The sequence below is a fragment of the Zhongshania aquimaris genome (genome assembly GCF_019312595.1).
GTDB classification, from domain to species: Bacteria; Pseudomonadota; Gammaproteobacteria; order Pseudomonadales; family Spongiibacteraceae; genus Spongiibacter; species Spongiibacter aquimaris.
In genome coordinates, this window is sequence record NZ_JAHWDQ010000001.1 from 493,368 (window position 1) to 511,859 (window position 18,492).

At 49.2% G+C, this 18,492-nt stretch carries 21 protein-coding genes; 1 reads left to right on the forward strand and 20 read right to left on the reverse strand.

The window, feature by feature from the left end:
- Nucleotides 1-7: 7 nt before the first annotated feature.
- The 15 genes from gspN to KXJ70_RS02425 form a co-directional block, all read right to left on the reverse strand.
- The gene (gspN, locus tag KXJ70_RS02355; protein WP_219041850.1) at nt 8-730 is read right to left on the reverse strand and encodes a type II secretion system protein N; all 723 of its coding nucleotides are present in this window, start codon (nt 728-730) and stop codon (nt 8-10) included.
- Complete coding sequence (locus tag KXJ70_RS02360) at nt 727-1,209, reverse strand: type II secretion system protein M (protein ID WP_219041851.1); 483 nt, start codon at nt 1,207-1,209, stop codon at nt 727-729. Before KXJ70_RS02360 ends, gspN begins: the two co-directional genes overlap by 4 nt.
- On the reverse strand, nt 1,206-2,387 hold the full coding sequence (gene gspL / locus KXJ70_RS02365; protein ID WP_255558260.1) for a type II secretion system protein GspL: 1,182 nt from the start codon (nt 2,385-2,387) through the stop codon (nt 1,206-1,208). Before gspL ends, KXJ70_RS02360 begins: the two co-directional genes overlap by 4 nt.
- Nucleotides 2,388-2,392: 5 nt before the next feature.
- Nucleotides 2,393-3,376, reverse strand: coding sequence for a type II secretion system minor pseudopilin GspK (gspK, locus tag KXJ70_RS02370; RefSeq protein WP_219041853.1), 984 nt, complete (start codon nt 3,374-3,376; stop codon nt 2,393-2,395).
- Entirely contained in the window at nt 3,373-3,999 is a 627-nt protein-coding gene (gene gspJ, locus KXJ70_RS02375) for a type II secretion system minor pseudopilin GspJ (protein ID WP_219041854.1), read from the reverse strand. Before gspJ ends, gspK begins: the two co-directional genes overlap by 4 nt.
- Nucleotides 3,996-4,382, reverse strand: a complete 387-nt coding sequence (gene gspI, locus KXJ70_RS02380; protein ID WP_219041855.1) for a type II secretion system minor pseudopilin GspI — start codon at nt 4,380-4,382, stop codon at nt 3,996-3,998. The genes gspJ and gspI overlap by 4 nt, the downstream gene beginning before the upstream one ends.
- A 3-nt stretch (nt 4,383-4,385) precedes the next feature.
- Nucleotides 4,386-4,901, reverse strand: coding sequence for a type II secretion system minor pseudopilin GspH (gene gspH, locus KXJ70_RS02385; RefSeq protein WP_219041856.1), 516 nt, complete (start codon nt 4,899-4,901; stop codon nt 4,386-4,388).
- A complete protein-coding gene (gene gspG / locus KXJ70_RS02390; protein WP_219041857.1) occupies nt 4,876-5,358 on the reverse strand; it encodes a type II secretion system major pseudopilin GspG in 483 nt (160 codons plus the stop codon). The genes gspH and gspG overlap by 26 nt, the downstream gene beginning before the upstream one ends.
- Nucleotides 5,359-5,372: 14 nt before the next feature.
- Nucleotides 5,373-6,593, reverse strand: a complete 1,221-nt coding sequence (gene gspF / locus KXJ70_RS02395) for a type II secretion system inner membrane protein GspF (RefSeq protein WP_219041858.1) — start codon at nt 6,591-6,593, stop codon at nt 5,373-5,375.
- A complete protein-coding gene (gspE, locus tag KXJ70_RS02400; RefSeq protein ID WP_219041859.1) occupies nt 6,580-8,061 on the reverse strand; it encodes a type II secretion system ATPase GspE in 1,482 nt (493 codons plus the stop codon). The genes gspF and gspE overlap by 14 nt, the downstream gene beginning before the upstream one ends.
- Nucleotide 8,062: 1 nt before the next feature.
- On the reverse strand, nt 8,063-10,120 hold the full coding sequence (gene gspD, locus KXJ70_RS02405; RefSeq protein WP_219041860.1) for a type II secretion system secretin GspD: 2,058 nt from the start codon (nt 10,118-10,120) through the stop codon (nt 8,063-8,065).
- Nucleotides 10,117-10,992: a type II secretion system protein N gene (locus tag KXJ70_RS02410; protein ID WP_219041861.1), complete on the reverse strand. Its 876-nt coding sequence runs from the start codon at nt 10,990-10,992 to the stop codon at nt 10,117-10,119. The genes gspD and KXJ70_RS02410 overlap by 4 nt, the downstream gene beginning before the upstream one ends.
- Nucleotides 10,993-11,173: 181 nt before the next feature.
- A complete protein-coding gene (locus KXJ70_RS02415) occupies nt 11,174-11,341 on the reverse strand; it encodes a DUF3012 domain-containing protein (protein ID WP_219041862.1) in 168 nt (55 codons plus the stop codon).
- A 113-nt stretch (nt 11,342-11,454) separates the two neighbouring features.
- Nucleotides 11,455-11,628 (reverse strand): rubredoxin, encoded by a 174-nt coding sequence (locus KXJ70_RS02420; RefSeq protein ID WP_103684774.1) that lies wholly within the window; start codon nt 11,626-11,628, stop codon nt 11,455-11,457.
- A 124-nt stretch (nt 11,629-11,752) separates the two neighbouring features.
- Nucleotides 11,753-12,529 (reverse strand): hypothetical protein, encoded by a 777-nt coding sequence (locus KXJ70_RS02425; RefSeq protein WP_219041863.1) that lies wholly within the window; start codon nt 12,527-12,529, stop codon nt 11,753-11,755.
- A 162-nt stretch (nt 12,530-12,691) separates the two neighbouring features.
- Between KXJ70_RS02425 and KXJ70_RS02430 the strand changes: the two genes are divergently transcribed.
- Nucleotides 12,692-13,663, forward strand: coding sequence for a tRNA-dihydrouridine synthase (locus KXJ70_RS02430; RefSeq protein ID WP_219041864.1), 972 nt, complete (start codon nt 12,692-12,694; stop codon nt 13,661-13,663).
- 30 nt (nt 13,664-13,693) lie between these two features.
- Here KXJ70_RS02430 and KXJ70_RS02435 read toward each other — a convergent pair whose 3' ends face one another.
- From KXJ70_RS02435 to KXJ70_RS02455, 5 genes are all read right to left on the reverse strand, one after another.
- The gene (locus KXJ70_RS02435; protein WP_219041865.1) at nt 13,694-14,167 is read right to left on the reverse strand and encodes a DUF2505 domain-containing protein; all 474 of its coding nucleotides are present in this window, start codon (nt 14,165-14,167) and stop codon (nt 13,694-13,696) included.
- 113 nt (nt 14,168-14,280) lie between these two features.
- Nucleotides 14,281-14,691 carry a DUF6691 family protein gene (locus KXJ70_RS02440; protein WP_219041866.1) on the reverse strand — a complete coding sequence of 137 codons (411 nt, stop codon included), beginning with the start codon at nt 14,689-14,691 and terminating at the stop codon, nt 14,281-14,283.
- Nucleotides 14,688-15,128 (reverse strand): YeeE/YedE family protein, encoded by a 441-nt coding sequence (locus tag KXJ70_RS02445; protein ID WP_219041867.1) that lies wholly within the window; start codon nt 15,126-15,128, stop codon nt 14,688-14,690. Before KXJ70_RS02445 ends, KXJ70_RS02440 begins: the two co-directional genes overlap by 4 nt.
- 249 nt (nt 15,129-15,377) lie before the next feature.
- A complete protein-coding gene (locus KXJ70_RS02450; RefSeq protein WP_219041868.1) occupies nt 15,378-16,868 on the reverse strand; it encodes a DUF3336 domain-containing protein in 1,491 nt (496 codons plus the stop codon).
- Between the two features lie 146 nt (nt 16,869-17,014).
- Nucleotides 17,015-18,310 (reverse strand): serine hydrolase domain-containing protein, encoded by a 1,296-nt coding sequence (locus KXJ70_RS02455; protein WP_219041869.1) that lies wholly within the window; start codon nt 18,308-18,310, stop codon nt 17,015-17,017.
- Between the last annotated feature and the right edge of the window lie 182 nt (nt 18,311-18,492).

The window sequence follows — 18,492 nt, forward strand, 5'->3', positions numbered from 1 at the left end:
ATTACTTTTAGAGCCGCAGTACGAAATCTTTACCGTTAGACGGACGCCCCATAAATTGCGTCAAACTTTTAAACAGTGGCGTACCTGGATCAGGTGTTAATAATAGCTGGCCATTCATATGACCTTTGACAGAAATCCGAACGACACCGCGCACCTTCGCACTATTATTTTCGTCAATATCTAAAACGATTCGCTTATTTTCACAGCGCAATGCGGCGCTGACTGGTGCAATGGTTTCAACGCCTTCGACATCACCCGATAGCGAGTTCAAGGTTAATGTGCCGCTTAAAGATTGACAGCCATCTGCATTTATCTGGGCTTCATCCAGTACCAATGTAATCCCACCATCAAAGCCCATACTCGGAAAATTCATCGCATTAAGCAGTCTCTCGAGCTGCCCATCTACACTCACACTATGCAAGTGCAAGGTTTCGTCACTGCCAATTCCGATATTCCCTTCACCGGTCACCGGCTCAGTTACTGCAATGGCCAGTGGCAGGCCACTGAAAATACCCCATGGACGGAGAGTCCAACTAATGCCGCTAAGGGTAATGCCCTGATATTGAACGACATCTAACTCGCCGCTCCAAACCCGCCCACTGACATTTCCCACCGCCATAGCGGGCTGCTGTTTGATCAGTATGTCGCGCACAATCCAAGCCGGGGTAGCCACAACTAAACAGGCAACAAAAAATAGCAGGCCCGTGAAAATCCAAATACGACGCGTCATTCGGCGACACCCAAGGACGCCCGTAGCGAAACACTACCCGGTGAGTCCAATAAGGTCATATTCGCTGAATACAAAGTCATACCTGCCACTGATAAGGTTTCTATAAATTGAACCGCACTGCTGTAATCTGTTTTGGCTACCCACACACTGTAGCGCCCGCCAGACTGCGGCTCGATACGATTTATATTGACGGCTAAGGCAGCCGCGGCACCGGTAATTTGCTGCTGCGGAGAACCTGTTAACGCGGCCGACTGGGACACACTTCCGCGCATCGCTGTCACCGTCGCTGCGGCCTGCTGCATCCAGGCATAGGACTGACGACGCTGATCGAGACGCGCCTCAGCTGCTTCATTGGCTTTTAGTAATGGCTGCCAAATGAGCATCCAAATAATAAGCGGTATCGCGACAATGGCACCGATAATTAAGATCTGACGTTCACGCTCGTTGCGCCCTTCCAGAAGTCGGTCTATCAATTTCATTGCGCCGCCCCCCGGATACTAACCTGACCAGCAATACCGCTACCTTCCTGCCCAAAGGCACCGCGCTCCACCGCTAAACCCTGTGCCTTTAAAGCGGGTAACCACTGATCAACCTGCTCATAAGACTTGGCTTTTACCAATAGTTTCATCACCGGCGGGTCATTTTCAAAATTTAACTGACTTAAACTAATTTCGCTGCGGCCGCGCGTGGCCGCCGCCACTTTGTCTAACCAGGGCATCATTGCACCGCTGGTTCCGGCATTTTCCAAAGCATTCAGCTGGCTGCGCATTTGGCTGCGCGCATTGACGACCCGTGCTCCCGGGAATGCCTGCTGATAGAGTTCGACCATTGCTTGATCAAGGGCCTCAGCTTCACGCCCCATTGTTCGCGTTTGCACAGCCAAACCAAACCAATGCACAAACAACAATGCGGTTAGTAAAATTAAGGGCCAACGCAAGCGGCCTAAGGCTTCGCCGCTCTCATCTTTAAGCAAATAGTCCCCGCTTAATAACGACAGCGACCACGGCGTAAAGTTACACGCAAAGGCCTGTAATCGGTTCGGGCAATGAATAGCATTAGCAGGCGCCTGCTCAGTTAGTTCGCCTTGGTAATCGCCGCTAAAGTACCATTGCACCTCTTGATCTGCCTGTTCACCCGCAGTGGCCAATTGCTGCCATACCGCAAAATTAGCGGTAGTGGTGCCGGCTGATTTGGCGTGATAATTTGCTGCTACTTGCTGACCTGTTACAACGACGGCGTTTTCAGCCAATACCGCATAATCTGGCAGTAGTGCCTTGATCCGCAAGCCACTACTGCGCAACACATCTAAGCAATACGCGGCAAGATCGCGCGCCAGAACAAGCACATCCGCCGCTTGATTAGCCTTTATCACTCCCGTCGCGATATGAACACTATCAAGATCACTACAAAGCTTATCTTCTAGCTGAAACGGGAGCGCAGACAAACCCACTCGCCCGCCTTTTGGTAACACAACGCGATGCGCGCTAACCGCTTCCCCCGGTATTATCACATAGCAAGGTAGGCCTGAAGCCTTATCTGCTAAGCTTGCCAGCTCACTACTATTCGCCAATACACCCTCAGCGATCACATTGCCGTTATCCCAATGCAACCACGCGACCGGCGCTTCCGGGGTCAGCGGTAAATCTATTAACAACATCGCAGTCAAAAAACTTCTCCATACTCACGGCCGTAAACAAGGGCCTTGCCGTTTTTTAATACCACTCGACTAAACAAACGCATTTGACGTTGCTCGTAAAACACATCCGCCAAACCTCTAAAATAATGCGATTTCACACCAATGCCTTGTAAAAGTTTACTCGGTACGGTTTCGTCGGCTGATAAATTCAAGGCGGTTACGAAACTGGCTATATCCGCCCAGCCATTTTCTGGACGATTTTCTAGCACCACTCGAAGCTCTTCCGGAGACAACACATTACCAATCGCCGCTGCCAGCAAGGCCGATTTATCTACTGTTATCGTATTCACATTAATCACTGTATTCACTTCTGGCAAAGCACATAAAAAAGGCGTGATGCGCTTTTGTTCACCTTCTTCAAACTCTGCGTATAGTGTCATTTCACTGATCGAATCTAATAAACTATTGGCCGGCAGATACGGATAATCTAAAGCGGTGTAGGTCAAGTCTTCGGCGCCGTAAATACCCTCAGGCGAAAAATCTTCATCAATCCAGTCCTGGGTGCGACCAATAATAAACTCCGCACGCTGCGGTGAAATCTCCAGATTTTCCAACAAGGCGGTAAACACTAACTCCGCTGCGCTAACGTCTTCTACTTCCCCATTTGCGGGCTCTGCTCGATACAGCGAATTCATATTAAAACACGCTTGCTCGTCGATGATTAAACCCGCAATGGAGCCGCCATCGATAGGGAAAGCAATGTCTTTTCTCGCCCAATCTTGATTTAACGCTGTAACCACGTCACTGGCGACATCTTCTAGTGCAAACACTGCAATACGCTCTCCACCAAGCGCATACCAGTAACCTTGATCCATCAACCGCTGGTTCAACAAACGCTGGCTGCTATAGCGCACTCCGTCAGTTAAACCGACCGCAACAACAACCATAATGGCAACAATGAGCAACACCATAATCAACGCAGCGCCGCGCTGCTGCTGAGGTATTTTCATCGCCCTAACTCTGGCATTAACACATTCAGCTGGATGTCTGGCCACATACTGGTCGATACCGTCATCCGCAAAGATCTCGGCTGAGTCGCATTTACTTGTGTACTAGGCGGCCAAAATACTGACCACCGGCTACCGTCATAGAGCTCTACAATAAACTCACTGACATCTTTCATTAACACTTGACGCTGCCATGTGGTATTTCCCGCCGGATCGGCTACCGCTGCGCTATAGCGAATGAGTTCATTTTCCTCTCGCACGTATCGCACACGCTCAAGGGTACTCGCTAACCCTCGGCCGGGCAGCACTCGTTTGCCACCATGTACAAACTCCAACTCGCTATTTTCCCCAACCTGCTCGGCGACGATATTGGCTGCCATTGCATCGCCCTGTGAATCGCGGGGAATACGCTGGGTTATCTGCTCTACATCCCGCCTAAAAATCGTAAGTGCTAAAGCTACTCGCTCTAAAGCCTGCTGCCGCGTCTCAATGGCCGCTTGATTCTCCAAAGAGCTATTAAGGAGTAACGAGCCGATTGTTCCCAGCAGCGCCATGATGCCCACCGCAATAAGCAGTTCAACCATGGTGAAGCCGTTCTGGCGCTTAACGCCCCTATGCACTGTCATTTGCCGAGGAACGCAGATCTACTCGCGAGAAGATCTTTGCCAGTGTTTAAATACACCTCAACATCGACGCGGCGTATATTGGGGTGCGGTGTTTGTTCGACATTACGCTGCCACCGGTAGTCGAAACCGGCCAAGCTCACTTTGCCACTATTAGTATTGCCGTAGCCATCTCGCAAAATATCCACCAACACGTTGTGAGCCACCAAATCAGCAAACTGACGCTGCTCAATCTCACCAACATTGTTCGCGCTCTCGCTTAAGCTTTTACTTAAGGCCACCGCCGCCGTTGCAAAAATGACCAAGGCCACCATCACTTCTAACAAGGTAAATCCCTTGCTGCGGCAGTTTACGAATTGGCTATGGCGCTTGCGAATTAACAACATAGCTTAGCGTTCAATTGTGAGCTGTTCATCTAGCACCACCGACTCAGCCCCCTCGGATGACAAACGCCACTCAAAAGGAGAAATTTGTCCGTCACCGAGAAAGACTATTTGGGGCGTGGTTTCTTGTGTTTCATCACGCTTAGCGGAGTCATCGTCAGTCACGTTTTTGATTGGCTCACCCGCCACGGTAATCAATGACCTGACCCGCTCATCTAGTTCCAGCTGTTTTGCTAGCACACCTTCCTGAATAACTTGCCAACCCTGTGCACTTAACACATAAAAACGTCCGCGCTGGCCCGACCACCCAAGGCCAAGACTGCGGCCGCTGAAAACGGCTTCAGCTTTGGCACTTCGCAATGTGCCGAGCAGCTTAAAGCGCTGTTCTAGTAGCAGCGCTCCGCCATCTTTACCAGGCAAGGTCAGTGCGGCAACACCACTGAGTAAGCCGATAATAAAAACAACGACCAACAATTCAAGCAGTGAAAATCCGCGATTATTCCTGCCAGTTGACGATATCACTGGCAAGCTCCTCGCCACCTTCTTCTCCGTCTGAACCGGTTGAATACAAATCAAATGCACCATGCTCACCTGGCTGAATGTATATGTACGGATTACCCCAGGGATCTTCCGGAAGACGTTTTATATATCCATTACTGCGATAGCTTTTAGGTGATGGCCCAGTCTCAGGACGTTTTACGAGCGCCTGCAAGCCCTGATCAGTACTGGGATAAATATGATTGTCGAGCTTATACATATCTAGCGCCTGCTCTAATACAGATATATCAGCGCGCGCCTTCTCCACCATGGCCCGATCTTGGTTTTGCAGTACGTTTGGTGCCACTACTGCCACCAATAATCCCATAATGACAATAACAACCATGATCTCCAGCAGCGAGAAACCTGCCTGCTGCGCCACTCGCAAACTATTGCCAGTGGCGCTCTGACGAGCCTTTCTCTTACCTTTAGATACCAACATACCGGCAATACCTCCTAAAACTGTGTCAGATTATTTAACTGCAGTATTGGCAACATAATCGCCAATACAATTGATAAGACTACGCCGCCGAGCACCACAATTAAAAGGGGCTCAAACAAACTTACAAACATCTGAACCCGAGCTTGTAACTCGCGCTCCAAATTACTTGCTGCGCGCTGCGTCATGGCTTCCATTTCACCACTCGCCTCGCCGCTGGCGATCATATAAATCGCTAATGGTGGAAGTTGTGCTTCATCTTGCAGACAGCGACTAAAACTCTTGCCCTCACGCACCTGCTCGCGAACACTTGCCATGCTCTTTTTTAAATGTTCGTTTGCCAATGTGTCGCAAGCCACTTTCAAGGTCTCTAAAAAGGGCACACCAGATGACATCAAAATCGACAGGGTTCTGAGCATACGCGCCGAATCTAGTTCCAACATCAACAATCCCCAGAGGGGTAGTTTTAATATTGCCTTGTCGGCTTTAAGACGCCGACCGGGATCGCGCAGCCACCACTTGGCGCCGAAGGCAATGGCAACAATGGCAATCAGAATGTAGTACCAGTTAGCGGCCAAACCGTCGCTCAAGGTAATTAATATGCGCGTCAGCAGAGGTAATGCCTGGTCGTAATGCGCAAACTGCGCGGTCACTTTGGGCACAACATAAGTCATTAGCGCTGCAATGACCGACAGCGCTACAAACATTAATACCAGGGGGTACATCGCCGCCTGAACGATCACGCCACGCAGCTTTTGACTGTCTTCGGTATATTCCGCAAGCTGCTCAAGAATAAGCCCCAAATCACCGGACTTTTCACCCGAGCTAACCAGCGCCCGGAATACTGGATTAAACACCTGGGGGTGTTCATTTAGACCGTCGGCCAAAGAATGTCCTTCTAAAACCCGGGCTCGCAAATCCAACACGACACGTTTTAAATAGGCTTTCCGTGTGTGTTTCGCCGTCGCCGCCAAGGCTTCTTCAAGGGGTATACCAGACTGGATTAAGGTCGCAAGATGCCGCACGAACAGCGCCAAATCTGCAATACTCACCCGCGAGCGACCATAACTTCGACGCGCATTTTCAGCGCGGGTTTTTTCGCGTGTTTGTTTTACGTCGAGTGGAAATAATTGCTGGTCACGCAAGAGCTGACGCGCCTGACGACCGGAGTCAGCCTCAATAATGCCCTTCTTGTTGGCGCCACCAGAGTCAAGCGCGCGATACTCAAAGGCCGGCATCACCGCCCTCTCGCACGCTTCTCAACAATTCGTCTAAACTGGTTTGTCCCGCTAATACCAAGCGCCTACCCTCACCCATCAACGAAGGCATCTCGTTACCAACCTTGCGCAAAATATCTTGTTCGCTGGCACGGTTGTGGATTAACTCCGCCACTTCGCGGTCAACAACTAACAGCTCATAAACACCTTGCCGGCCTTTGTAACCGGTATGCTGGCACTCATCGCAACCGGCCGCATTGTAGGCCTTGCGCCCCTCTAAGGTCGGATCTCCCAGCAGGCGCGCTTCGGTTTTATCCAGCACGATTTCATGACGACAGTGCTGACACAATTTACGCACCAAACGCTGCGCCAGCACACCTTTTAAACTTGACGCAATCAGGTAGGGTTCTACCCCAATATCCACTAAGCGGGTGACCGCACCAACTGCGGTATTGGTATGCAAAGTCGATAGCACCATATGACCGGTCAACGACGCCTGCACTGCGATTTCTGCCGTCTCTTGGTCGCGCACTTCGCCGAGCATGACCACGTCAGGATCTTGGCGGAGGATGGCCCGCAGCCCCCGCGCAAAAGTCATACCCACTTTAGTATGAACCTGGGTTTGACCAATACCGTCAATGTCATACTCAACGGGATCTTCGACGGTGAGTATATTCCTGCGACGATCATTCAATGACATTAGACCCGCATAGAGCGTTGTCGTTTTACCGGAGCCCGTCGGACCGGTAACTAAGAGAATTCCGTTAGGTTGTTGCAGCAAATCTTTTAGGGTCTTTAGTGTTTTTTCTGGCATTCCCAGCTGATCAATATCGATCCGCGCCGCTTGTTTGTCTAAGAGTCGCATAACGACCCGCTCACCGTAATTGGACGGAATCGTCGACACCCGAATATCTACCGAACGTCCCGCAATTCGCAATGAGACACGGCCATCTTGAGGAACTCGTTTTTCCGCAATATCGAGTCGCGACATTACTTTAATTCGCGACACCAATAACGGCGCTAAACGCCGACTTGGGGTGAGCACTTCCTGCAAAATACCGTCAACGCGCAGTCGCACCGACATGGTTTTCTCGTAGGTTTCTATATGAATATCAGACGCGTCACGTTTGAGCGCTTCGCCAAATAAGGCGTTGATTAGGCGAATGACCGGCGCGTCATCCTGGGCGTCCAGCAAGTCTTGAGACTCGGGGATTTCTTCTGCAAGGCGGTCAAGATCAACCTCGCTGGAAATATCGCCCATCGCCGACATGGCATCGCCTTGTTGGCGCTGAAAGGTTTCATTAATTTTATCTTGCAACACTTTTTCGTCGCAAAGCTTGAGCGTTACGCTACCGGCTAACACACGCTGCACTTCTGCCACCGCGGACGACGGTGTCTCTTTGCAACACAGCAAATCAAAGCCACTTGTAGTCTCTTCGACTAAGACGCGATTACTGCGCGCAAAGGCGTAGCTCAGGGGCTGACTCATATTATTGTTCAGCCGGTGCCGGCGCTGCGTCTGAAGGCGGCGCTTTAATCATTTTCTTTTCAACCGCCTCTTCAGCCGGGGTCATCGGCGGCGGCATTGGTTTGCTTGGTAAAATACCTGCCGGAGAGGGGCCCATTCCGGCCCACTCAGGTAGAACCGCCAGATCTGTGAATGGGAATAAATTGATTCCCTGCTCAGCTTTTACCAGTTGCTCGGCGCGAATATAGTTATATTTGCGTGCACTCAGCTCTGACAACGTCACCTGATCGCGAACAATCGTTGGACGAATAAACACCATCAAATTAGTTTTAACCTTACTGGTATTATCAGAGCGGAATAGGCGGCCAAGGAGAGGGATATCGCCGAGCAATGGCACTTTAGCTGACTGCTCTTTTACTTGGTCATCAATTAAACCACCGAGCACAATGGTCTCTCCATCATTCACTAATACGGCGGTTTTGATGGTTCGCTTATTGGTGATGACGTCCGCCGCATCCGTTGATGGACTGAGCGACGATACCTCCTGCTCAATATTCAACTGAACCGCGTCCCCCTCGTTGATTTGTGGCGTAAACAATAGCTTTATACCGACTTCCTGACGGGTAATAGTCTGGAACGGGTTCGCATTGGTTGAACTTGCAGTCGAGCCGGTAACAACAGGAATCTCCTGCCCTACCAAGATGGATGCCTCTTCGTTGTCCAAGGTTAATAAGCTTGGCGTCGACAGAATATTAGACTCCGTATCACTCTCTAATGCCGTCAGCAGCGCGGCAAAACTGAACGCGCCATCTTTAACTTTACCTAAACCAAACGCGGCGCCTCTGATACCACTTGCTGCCGCCGCGGCAGCTTCCTCTCCCGCCAGTAAACTGATAATTCCCGGCGCGCTGCCGCTTCCGGAGGCGCCACCGCCGAAGTTGATTCCGCCAGCAGGCGTATTGCCCGATGAGTTGCCCCTAAACAACCATTGCACACCTAATTCTTTGGCGCGACTGTCTGACACCTCAATAATAATCGCTTCGACAAGGACTTGTGCGCGACGAATATCTAAATCCGCAATGACCGATTCTAGGTTGTCGATAATATGCGGACTACCTGACATCACGATTGAGTTAGTTTGATCGTGGGCTTCGATATTAATCATCGAAGTTTGACTATTATTCCCCGCTGCTTTACCAATCTCGTCGCCTTTAATCAGGGTATCGCTGATACTTTTGAGTACCGGTGCGAGATCTGCAGCCTTGGCATATTTCAAATAGCGCACACGAATATTGGACTGATTACTCACCTCGCTATCGAGGTCTTTGACTAGTCGGCGCAGGTAAGAACGCGAATCGTCATCGCCGAACAAAATTAAGGTATTGGTGCGAGGGTCCGCGGCAACCACGGGCTTCGCAGCCCCACGCTTGCGCGTTTGCTGAGACAAAACCTTGGTTAAGATTCGTTCAACTTCCTCAGCAGAGGAATGTTCTAGCACTACCGTTTCCATTAACTGGGTGTCAACGGAATTCACGGCATTCACAATCGACATTAAGCGCCGCACATTCGATTCACGATCAGTAATCAAAATAATGTTTGAATCTGCATAGCTCGTGATGACCCCGACCTTATTGTCGACCAAGGGACGTAAAGACTTCACTAATTCATCGGCATCGGCGTTTTGTAACTGCGCGATACGCGTGATAATTGATTCACTACGCCCCATTGAGGAGCGGTCTGATTGAACACTGATCCCTTCGATTTTAGCGGCCTGATTCGGAATAACCTTTAATATGCCATCACCCACTTCAATCGCTGAATAGCCTTCCACGCCAAGCTGCAGTAAAAAGATTTGGTAAAGCTCGTCAGCATCGAGTTTACGATGGCTCTCGACACTGATTTTGCCTTTAACCCGGCTATCAACCACGATAGTTTTACCGGTTAATTTTGCCACCGTGTTTATAAACTCGCCAATATCGACATTTTGCATATCGAGATCAAAACGTTCCGCGAATACACTGCCCGAGAGCAAGACAAACAGACCTAGGGCAAGACAGGATTTACGCAGTAGCAATTTCATATATCAAATCTTTTGGTGAGGATGGTGTCAGCACGTTGAACCAGAAGTTCAAAGGATGTGGTGGTTTGCATGAGCTTAAACAATTCTTGGGGTTGCAGATCTGCAACCGATTGGCCATTAACAGAGAGAACAACATCCCCCGGTTCCAATGAGAGCTGGTCAAATAATCGCTTGTCGCGCCCCGGCTTTACTTCATACCCGATCAAGCGTCCGTTCTCGTTTACCGGGGTCGCAGAGAAAAATCGAGCCAGCGTTAAGGGGCTGTTTTGAACCGTATCTCGGGCATCCCCAATGAGCTCCTGAATCTCCGGCTTGTTTAGGTTTACGGTGCCGTTGTCATCGGCACTAGGTGACGCAGCACTCGAAATGCCAGCCAATTGAGACTTTTTGTCGAGTTCAATTTTTTCCCGCTTGCGATTGTTCTCAATAATGATGTATTCAGAAAACACCCCAAGCAAACGAACTGAGCCAGGCACCTCAATTTTTTCACCCACACTGTAGGCCTTGGTCTTACTGCCGTGACGCAGTACCGCCACACCTCGCTCATCGCTACCGGCAACCAAGCCGATAACGGTAATTTTCAATGTGCTGCGACGCAAATCCTTTTCAGACTCGGTCGCAGCGACTGGGGTTACGGGCGGAGTACCAAATAAGGGCACAGCGAGTAGACTTTGAACATCGTAGGAAGACTCCCCCGACAGCGTTGCAGATAACGCGCCGTCGTCACTAACGATGACACCAGGAAGGGCTGGTCCTCGTAACCACGTCGAAATCTGCCAGCACAGACTTGCCAAGCAAGCCAATAATACTGCCCATAGGAGGATATTGACGTATACCGCTACGCGAGGTGGGAAAAACCTTATCAATGTCACAGAGCGTTCCACGTCTCAGACTTACCCCAAAAATACTGCGAAGCGCCGAATAGTAGACGAACAATATGACATTTTTCTTACGGAAGCTGCGGTGACAGCCCAAATTCCGCTTTTGTCGTCATAAAATTGTCGTACTAAATTAGCAGAACTAGCCCATTTCAGGACTGCGCATAATTGACTGCTATTTAAAAACACAGTTCTTTGCGTAGTCCGTTGCTTCATTCCCGGACCAATCTCCCTTGGCCTTTTTATCCATTCCGGCACACCAGGCATCACTACCGACTTCTGGAGCGCATGCCGACACTAGGTACGCTAAACTAAGTAGCACTAACAATTTTATTGTTTTCATAACGTTAACCTTAGCTATTAATCTATTCCAGAAGTGTAACAGAGGGCGGCCTGATCAGGCACAGTCTAAGCGCAATTTTCAACAAAAAGGCCAAGTTCGGTGCCTGAGCTAGTTCAAGCCGGTACCATATCAAAATCAAACTTACTTATGCCGCAATCTGGGCACTCCCAGTCTTCAGGCACGTCAGCCCACAATGTACCTGCTGGAATGCCATCATCTGGTAAACCCTCGGCCTCGTCATAAATAAAGCCACAGATAACACATTCCCACTTATTGAACTCACTCACACAAACCTCCTACTCGAAATAAGCTTGCCACATGCCCCTTACTATCGAGGCGCCAAATAATCAGCTGAGTATACTACTGGAAAAGCAATCGAAATATTAAGGAAATTCAATGATATGACTGTAATTAAAATTCGGTATCACCGCCACCAAAATCAAGCAACACCACCCAGTCCTCGCCATTTCGCTCCAGCGTTAGCGCCACATGCTCAGCTTCGTCTAAGCGCTCATACATTTCGGTTGGCGCGTCGCCGCTGCTTAAGTCCACCCCATCAAACGCACGCACTCTATCACCCGACTTCAAGCCGAGCGTGGTGAAGATCTTTTTATCGCGGCCGGGCGATAGGTAATACTCTCTCTTACCCTCTCTAGTTAGCGTTTTAACGTCTATTTCACCCAACAAAGACAACGGGCGATCATATAGACGACGACGATAATCCGACACCAAGGCTTGAATAGCCGCATCGCCTCTCAAATCTATAATACGCGGCCCCTGCTCCACCAATGCTACCGAACTGGTATTTAAAACTCGCAAATTGATACTGGCCGCCGACGGTTCTGCAAGTGACAGCAAGGCATAACTACCACAATGATCAAGCAATACGGCTTTATCGAGTAGCTTACTAAGTGACAAACACGGATGCAGAATGACATCGCCGGCGCGGATCTCTCGCTCATCGCCGTCAATACTCATCCTGACAAAGCCGCCACTGGCGTCCTCCCCCATCTTAAGTAGCTTTATTTGGGTGTAAAAGAATGGATCTTCGCCAAATAAATCCGCATTTTCAGCGTTAAAAATACGTTCCTCTTCAAGGCTGGCGCGCATGGACGGGAATTGCGACGCAATAATCGCCAGCATCAACACGGTGACGACGGCATAGCCCGCCGCTCGCAACACACTCACTACCACCACCCACCTCCGAATACGCCGTATTCAAACAAAACACCAACCTCAAGCCCAGAATCTAGAAAACTGGCCAAAATTGCCCAACTGATCAATTCAGCCATTTGCTCATGCTACGTTACAATAGCTCTTTATTGGCTGATCTAGAGCTTCGCTTAAGCAATGCAATTACATCTCGCCCCGATGGAGGGTGTCGTCAATGCGCGCATGCGCGCCCTGCTGACAGCCATCGGAGGCATTGATCGCTGTATCACCGAATTTGTGCGAATCACCGACCAGCTATTGCCCGCTAGAGTATTTCATCGTCTCTGCCCAGAACTAGATCACGGCTGCAAAACCCCTTCCGGAACACCTGTTTATATTCAACTGCTTGGCGGTGAGCCAGGTCCAATGGCAGAAAACGCTGCTCGCGCCGCAAGCTTAGGTGCTATCGGGATCGACACCAACTTCGGCTGTCCTGCAAAATGTGTCAATCGTCACCGCGGCGGCTCAGTACTGCTAGAAGAACCCGAGTTACTCTACCAGATCATTAAATCGATGCGCAGCGCTGTTCCAGCGTCTATTCCTGTGACTGCAAAAATCAGATTAGGTTTTAATGATGACAGCAAGCTAATAGACATTGTCAGCGCAATAAACGAAGCCGGAGCAAACGGCCTCACGATCCATGCTCGCACCAAGTCTGATGGCTACAAACCGCCTGCACACTGGCATCAACTCGCAAAACTACACGACTTCAACAGAATACCGCTTGTCGCAAATGGCGAAGTTTGGAGTCCCGACGATTACCAAGCTTGCAAACAACAAAGCGGCTGCAGTGATGTCATGCTCGGCCGCGGCCTGCTCGCTAGGCCCGACCTTGCGCTCGCGATTAAAACCCAGTCGCTTGGCAAAAAATACTATCGCGATGAATGGGCGAATATCTTACTGTTAGTTGAAGCACTTTTTAACGACAGCGTAGCATCATGTGCGCCACGCCATGTAGGTGGACCGATTAAGCAGTGGTTGGGATATTTACGTAGAGAGTATCCGCAAGCCCAGCAGCTATTCGACAAAATCAAACGCTTGAACAGCGCCGCGGATATCGCCTCGGCAATCAATGAACATCGCGACTATCATTTAATAGTCGCGGCTTAACCTAACCACCAACAAATTTCAAATCTACGCTTACGCCAAGGCTTTCTTTAGGTAGCTCAATTCGTCTAGCGCGCCTGAGTCAGTCTGAGAGAGAATAAATTTCTCAACCTTCCCGCCAACCAGCGGAATCTTTGCCTTGCAACGATGCGATACGCTGTATTCACAGCCATCGGCTGTCGCCAATAATGAGATACTGGCGCCTAATTGCACCGGTTGATTTTTAATTTCGATTTCCATACTCCCTTCCCAGCCGTTTTTTACCGACTGCCAGGTCTCAACGAACTTTAAGGTTTGCTTAGGATTAAAAATTTTTGCTAATACCGACGGAAGCTCCCGCACCACTTCTCTAACCATATGGATTTTAACGGTACCGCCGTCTTCCTCAATATCGCATTCGGCGCTTAACTCACCCAAAGCAATACTTCTATCGACCCGAAAATCGGGGTCACATAATACCGCCCAAACCTCATCCACACTTTTTGAAAATTTACATGTTACAGCCATGTCGCTTCCCCATCATCGTTATTGTTATCGCTCACCCTTGCTAGAGAGGGCTTACACGACAAATATTAGCCTATAACATTGTCGTACTCTATGTATTAAACGATACACAGAAACTATGACTCAAATATAAAGCGATACAAAATCATTCCCGCAACCATAGCTAATAAAAATATAAAGAAACCCGACACTCCCGTTAAGGTCGCTACCAAAGCTGGCGCAGGACACAATCCGCTCAAAGCCCAACCTATGCCAAACAACAAGGCGCCTAACAGCAATTTCCAGTCAATGTCTTTTCTAGTTGGCAGAGCAAACGCTTCCGCATACTTTGGCGCAGACATTTTAAACACAAAGAAAAATCCTGGCGTGACGACAAGCAAGGCAGCTCCCATCACCAGCGCCAAACTAGGATCCCAGCTACCGGCGACATCGAGAAAGTTCTGCACTTTAGCGGGATTAGCCATGCCCGATACGGTAATTCCGGCGCCAAATAAAGCGCCAGCTAGACCAATGAACCAAGGTTTCATACACCCTCTCCAAACAAGTGACGGATAACAAACACCGTCGCAGCACCACTAGCCATGAATACCGCCGTTGCGACTATCGATCGCTGCGAAAACCTTGAAATACCGCAAACGCCGTGCCCCGAAGTGCACCCTCCCCCCATACGTGTACCAATACCAACCAATAGGCCAGCCATAATTAATACGGGTGTACTTGCAATACTGCTAACGTCATCCAAGGCACCTGTTATGACAGATGCGATCAACGCACCAACAAATAAGCCCGCTAAAAATAGTAGACGCCAATTTCGCTCATCCTCAGCTTCTAATATAGCGCCAGCCACGATGCCTGATATGCCAGCGATCCGGCCAACGGACCACATCAGTACAAGCGCAGCTAAGCCAATCATCGCGCCACCGATAATTGCTGTCACAGGTGTAAAAGCCGTCTCTACAACCATACTGAAACCTCTTAAACTTTTCTAAGAACGCGGAATACAATCATGACATACCTTCCCCAATAGTAATCCCAAACTCACACTAAATATACCCCAAGGGGTATCCCTGGCACGATCAACAACATTTGCTAGATCGAGGCTAGAAACAAAACTCATAGAGTTGGTATTAAGGAAAACAAAAGCGTTGGGATAAACGCCATGTACTTATAGATAAGACTAGGGGTAGACGTACTACCCCATAAAAACAGCTCACTAAGCCCGCAAGGAACTCCTGGGCATCTCCGCACCAAGATGATGATGGCTTTTCGATAGCGCCCCAAGCTCTTCGGCTTCATAGTTCGCGAGTACTTCCGTGAGCTTGCGACTTATCGTTGTACTGGCTCTAATCATTTCAATTTTAGGCCAGGTCGCACGCTCACCCTCGGCAATAAAAAACTGCAACTCTTCGGGTGTTAATTCAGTGAGCAATTTACGCGGATCAAAAAACCGGTAGCGCGGAATGATATTAATATCACCCGTGTACTCCTGATTAATTACTGAGTAGACAATATTACTCACTCTGCGCACACGCGGCGAGTTTTTAAAGTACTTCCGCGCCATACTACTGCCAACTTTGGAGAACTCCTTAATACTCCTCCCGCCAAGCTGCCGAAGCGAATTCAGTAAGCCACTATTTTCGATTTTAGTATCGCGGACAGCCCACAACACGATGGGGTTTGTCTGACTGACAATAAAGTGATTCACGCCATACAGACGCGCCAGTCGCTTAGCAGGGAGGTCATCACTCAAGGAGCCATCAATCCAGCGGCGGGTCGCCAAATAAGGCTGGGGATGACCGTGCACATTTTTAGCTTCTAGCATCACCGGAGGGTAAATGCCGGGTATCGCGCAGGAGGCTAATACCGCCTTACGGATGTAAACGTTCGGCGATGCGATGGCGTTTAGCAACCGCGAAGTTTGATGAACGTCCGACGGAGAAATAGAGATGTTTATATGTCGACCCGTGCGCTCAAATGCCTCTTGGAAGGTAATATCTGGAATCAGTTTGGCAATTTTTTCTTTCAGCACTTGATGATTAATTCTGGGAGAAGACTTCGACATCCGGCCATTGGCAAGCTCCACCTCAGCCAACAGCAATTTGCCCAGATTTTCCGCCACCAAAAAGTCTTGTAACTCCTCATCGGTTCGGGTTCCCAGCACCGCTGCAATTAAGGAGCCGGCACTAGAACCGGAAATAACATCTGGCAGCAAATTTTGCTCTACCAATGCTTTTACGACACCGATATGGAAATTACCCAGTATCGCCCCACCGCTCAACATCAGCGCAGATTGGCCATAACATTTATTCGCGCGACGAAAAAAGTCCAAACGCTCTAGAAAGCTCGGAGAATCGGTATCTAATTTTGCCAAATGATCAAGGGCGTCACGAATACCATCAACGTAATCGTGGACAAGCTGCTTGGTACCAAACTTAGCCCGCGCATACAGAACTGGCTTACCCATACCGCCCATATTGCCGTGAATTCCCTCATTTAGGGTAAACAACAGGCCAATATTGTCATTGTTGTCACGGAAATAGCGCAGACGCTCTAGTCGCGAACGAATCGATGCATAATCATAAAGACTTGTTTTATCAATCTTTTTCCAATGCTCTCTACCCGAACAGCGATCGTGTTCCTTCGCTAGCGCTTTCCACTCCTCATAGCTGTTGGCAAGACGCAGTTTATTTTCGAGTTTTTTCACAATTCAACCTACTCGTTATTCCCAAAGGAAAGGACAGGGACTTCATTTACCCTTTACAACACTCTAACCAATCACCAAGACGCTGACCATAGGCATTTATCATTAATTTTCAAGCCGCCAAGTAATCCAACCACTTTCACAGTAGATCAAAGAACTTTGCTGTAAATATACTCCATATCTACGCAAGGTTTGCAGGTAGAGCTTATTCCCGCCAATAACTTAAACAGGCTTACAATGTGGTTCCCGATTACCGGCTTACCCGAGGAAACGATTGAAACGGCAATATCCCTCTCGGGATCCGCCCAACAAAGAATATTCGAAAACCCTAAGTGCCCGTAGGCGTAGTGGGTCTTAGGGCCGTATAAACCAACCGGATTCATACCCAGCATCATTCCAGCACTGTAGCGCATCGGCAATACAATAAGAGAGTGATCAAACTGAGGTTTGCCCATTTCACGCACCGCTCGGCTAACGGTCAGCGGCGTAAAAATTCTCTTTCCCTGCCATTCACCGCCCTGCAACAACATTTGGAAAAAGCGGCTCGCCTCCTCCGCTGTCGCGTATAAATTAGCAGACCCAATCTCGGCATTTAAAAATGCCTCACTATTAGAAATATCGACAACATCGGAAACACCAACACCGAGGATTTTTGTCAATTGTCGCTCAACCACCCCAATGTTTGGCAATCCAGTTGCGTAATTTCGAGCAACGTCAGCGTGATCCTTTGACTCCAACCCATATCGGAAATACTTCATTCCCATTGGCTTGCGAACGACTTCGTCCAGATACTCATTTAACGTCTTGCCGGTGACAACGCGGATCAATTCCGCCTGTATGAAGCCACCGGTAATGGCGTGATAGGCGAGCACTCGCCCATCATTATGCAAGGCTGGCTGCTTGCAAATCTGCCGGACAGCAGCCTCGTGATCAAAAAGCAGCTCAATTGGTACATCATCTGGAATTCCCGGCACGCCAGCTCGATGGGCTAAAAGCTGGTAAACCGTAATTAACGCCTTACCCTCCGCCGCAAATGCCGGAATGTAATGACTGACGGGATTCAATAAATCTATCAGACCATCTTCCGCCAGCTTGTGTATCAGCATTGCCGATACCGCCTTCGATGCAGAAAATAAGCAGACAGGCGTCTGTAAAGACGCCATTTTCGGCTGCGTGTGATTTGCCCCATCCGCGTAGCCTATAGAGCGATTCAAAATCACATCGCCGCCGCGCCTAAGACAAATACTTACCATTGGGTGCATACCGGACTGAAAAATGGATTCAGTGTGCCCCCAGAGTGCCTCGACATCCTCCTGCGAAATACCGTGTTTGGCGGCATCAACTTCTTTTGGGTCAATATCAACCAAGCCAGAAACATCTTCTGGAACCGAGATACCTCGAAAGACCAAATTTCGACAGTCGCGATACTGCTGCTTTAACCACATAGCCAAGCTCTTCAATAAAAAATCAGCCGGAACTTATAGCACGACCACGCACCGCACACTATGACACAAATGACATGGACGACTAACGTTATGGGTCACTCACAAGGCTGAGCAGCGATCGACATGTAGATATGCCGCGAAGAAGTAGGGCCAGCTGTATTACATTCAATGGCCTTTACATT

Coding starts and splice junctions, on each gene's coding strand:
- gspN (WP_219041850.1), bottom strand. CDS start 730: ATGACGCGTCGTATTTGGATTTTCACGGGCCTGCTATTTTTTGTTGCC.
- gspD (WP_219041860.1), bottom strand. CDS start 10,120: ATGAAATTGCTACTGCGTAAATCCTGTCTTGCCCTAGGTCTGTTTGTC.
- gspG (WP_219041857.1), bottom strand. CDS start 5,358: ATGTTGGTATCTAAAGGTAAGAGAAAGGCTCGTCAGAGCGCCACTGGC.
- gspL (WP_255558260.1), bottom strand. CDS start 2,387: ATGTTGTTAATAGATTTACCGCTGACCCCGGAAGCGCCGGTCGCGTGG.
- KXJ70_RS02445 (WP_219041867.1), bottom strand. CDS start 15,128: ATGGTTGTAGAGACGGCTTTTACACCTGTGACAGCAATTATCGGTGGC.
- gspI (WP_219041855.1), bottom strand. CDS start 4,382: ATGTTGTTAATTCGCAAGCGCCATAGCCAATTCGTAAACTGCCGCAGC.
- KXJ70_RS02415 (WP_219041862.1), bottom strand. CDS start 11,341: ATGAAAACAATAAAATTGTTAGTGCTACTTAGTTTAGCGTACCTAGTG.
- gspF (WP_219041858.1), bottom strand. CDS start 6,593: ATGCCGGCCTTTGAGTATCGCGCGCTTGACTCTGGTGGCGCCAACAAG.
- KXJ70_RS02360 (WP_219041851.1), bottom strand. CDS start 1,209: ATGAAATTGATAGACCGACTTCTGGAAGGGCGCAACGAGCGTGAACGT.
- KXJ70_RS02440 (WP_219041866.1), bottom strand. CDS start 14,691: ATGAAACCTTGGTTCATTGGTCTAGCTGGCGCTTTATTTGGCGCCGGA.
- KXJ70_RS02435 (WP_219041865.1), bottom strand. CDS start 14,167: ATGGCTGTAACATGTAAATTTTCAAAAAGTGTGGATGAGGTTTGGGCG.
- gspJ (WP_219041854.1), bottom strand. CDS start 3,999: ATGACAGTGCATAGGGGCGTTAAGCGCCAGAACGGCTTCACCATGGTT.
- gspK (WP_219041853.1), bottom strand. CDS start 3,376: ATGAAAATACCTCAGCAGCAGCGCGGCGCTGCGTTGATTATGGTGTTG.
- KXJ70_RS02455 (WP_219041869.1), bottom strand. CDS start 18,310: ATGTGGTTAAAGCAGCAGTATCGCGACTGTCGAAATTTGGTCTTTCGA.
- gspE (WP_219041859.1), bottom strand. CDS start 8,061: ATGAGTCAGCCCCTGAGCTACGCCTTTGCGCGCAGTAATCGCGTCTTA.
- KXJ70_RS02430 (WP_219041864.1), top strand. CDS start 12,692: ATGCAATTACATCTCGCCCCGATGGAGGGTGTCGTCAATGCGCGCATG.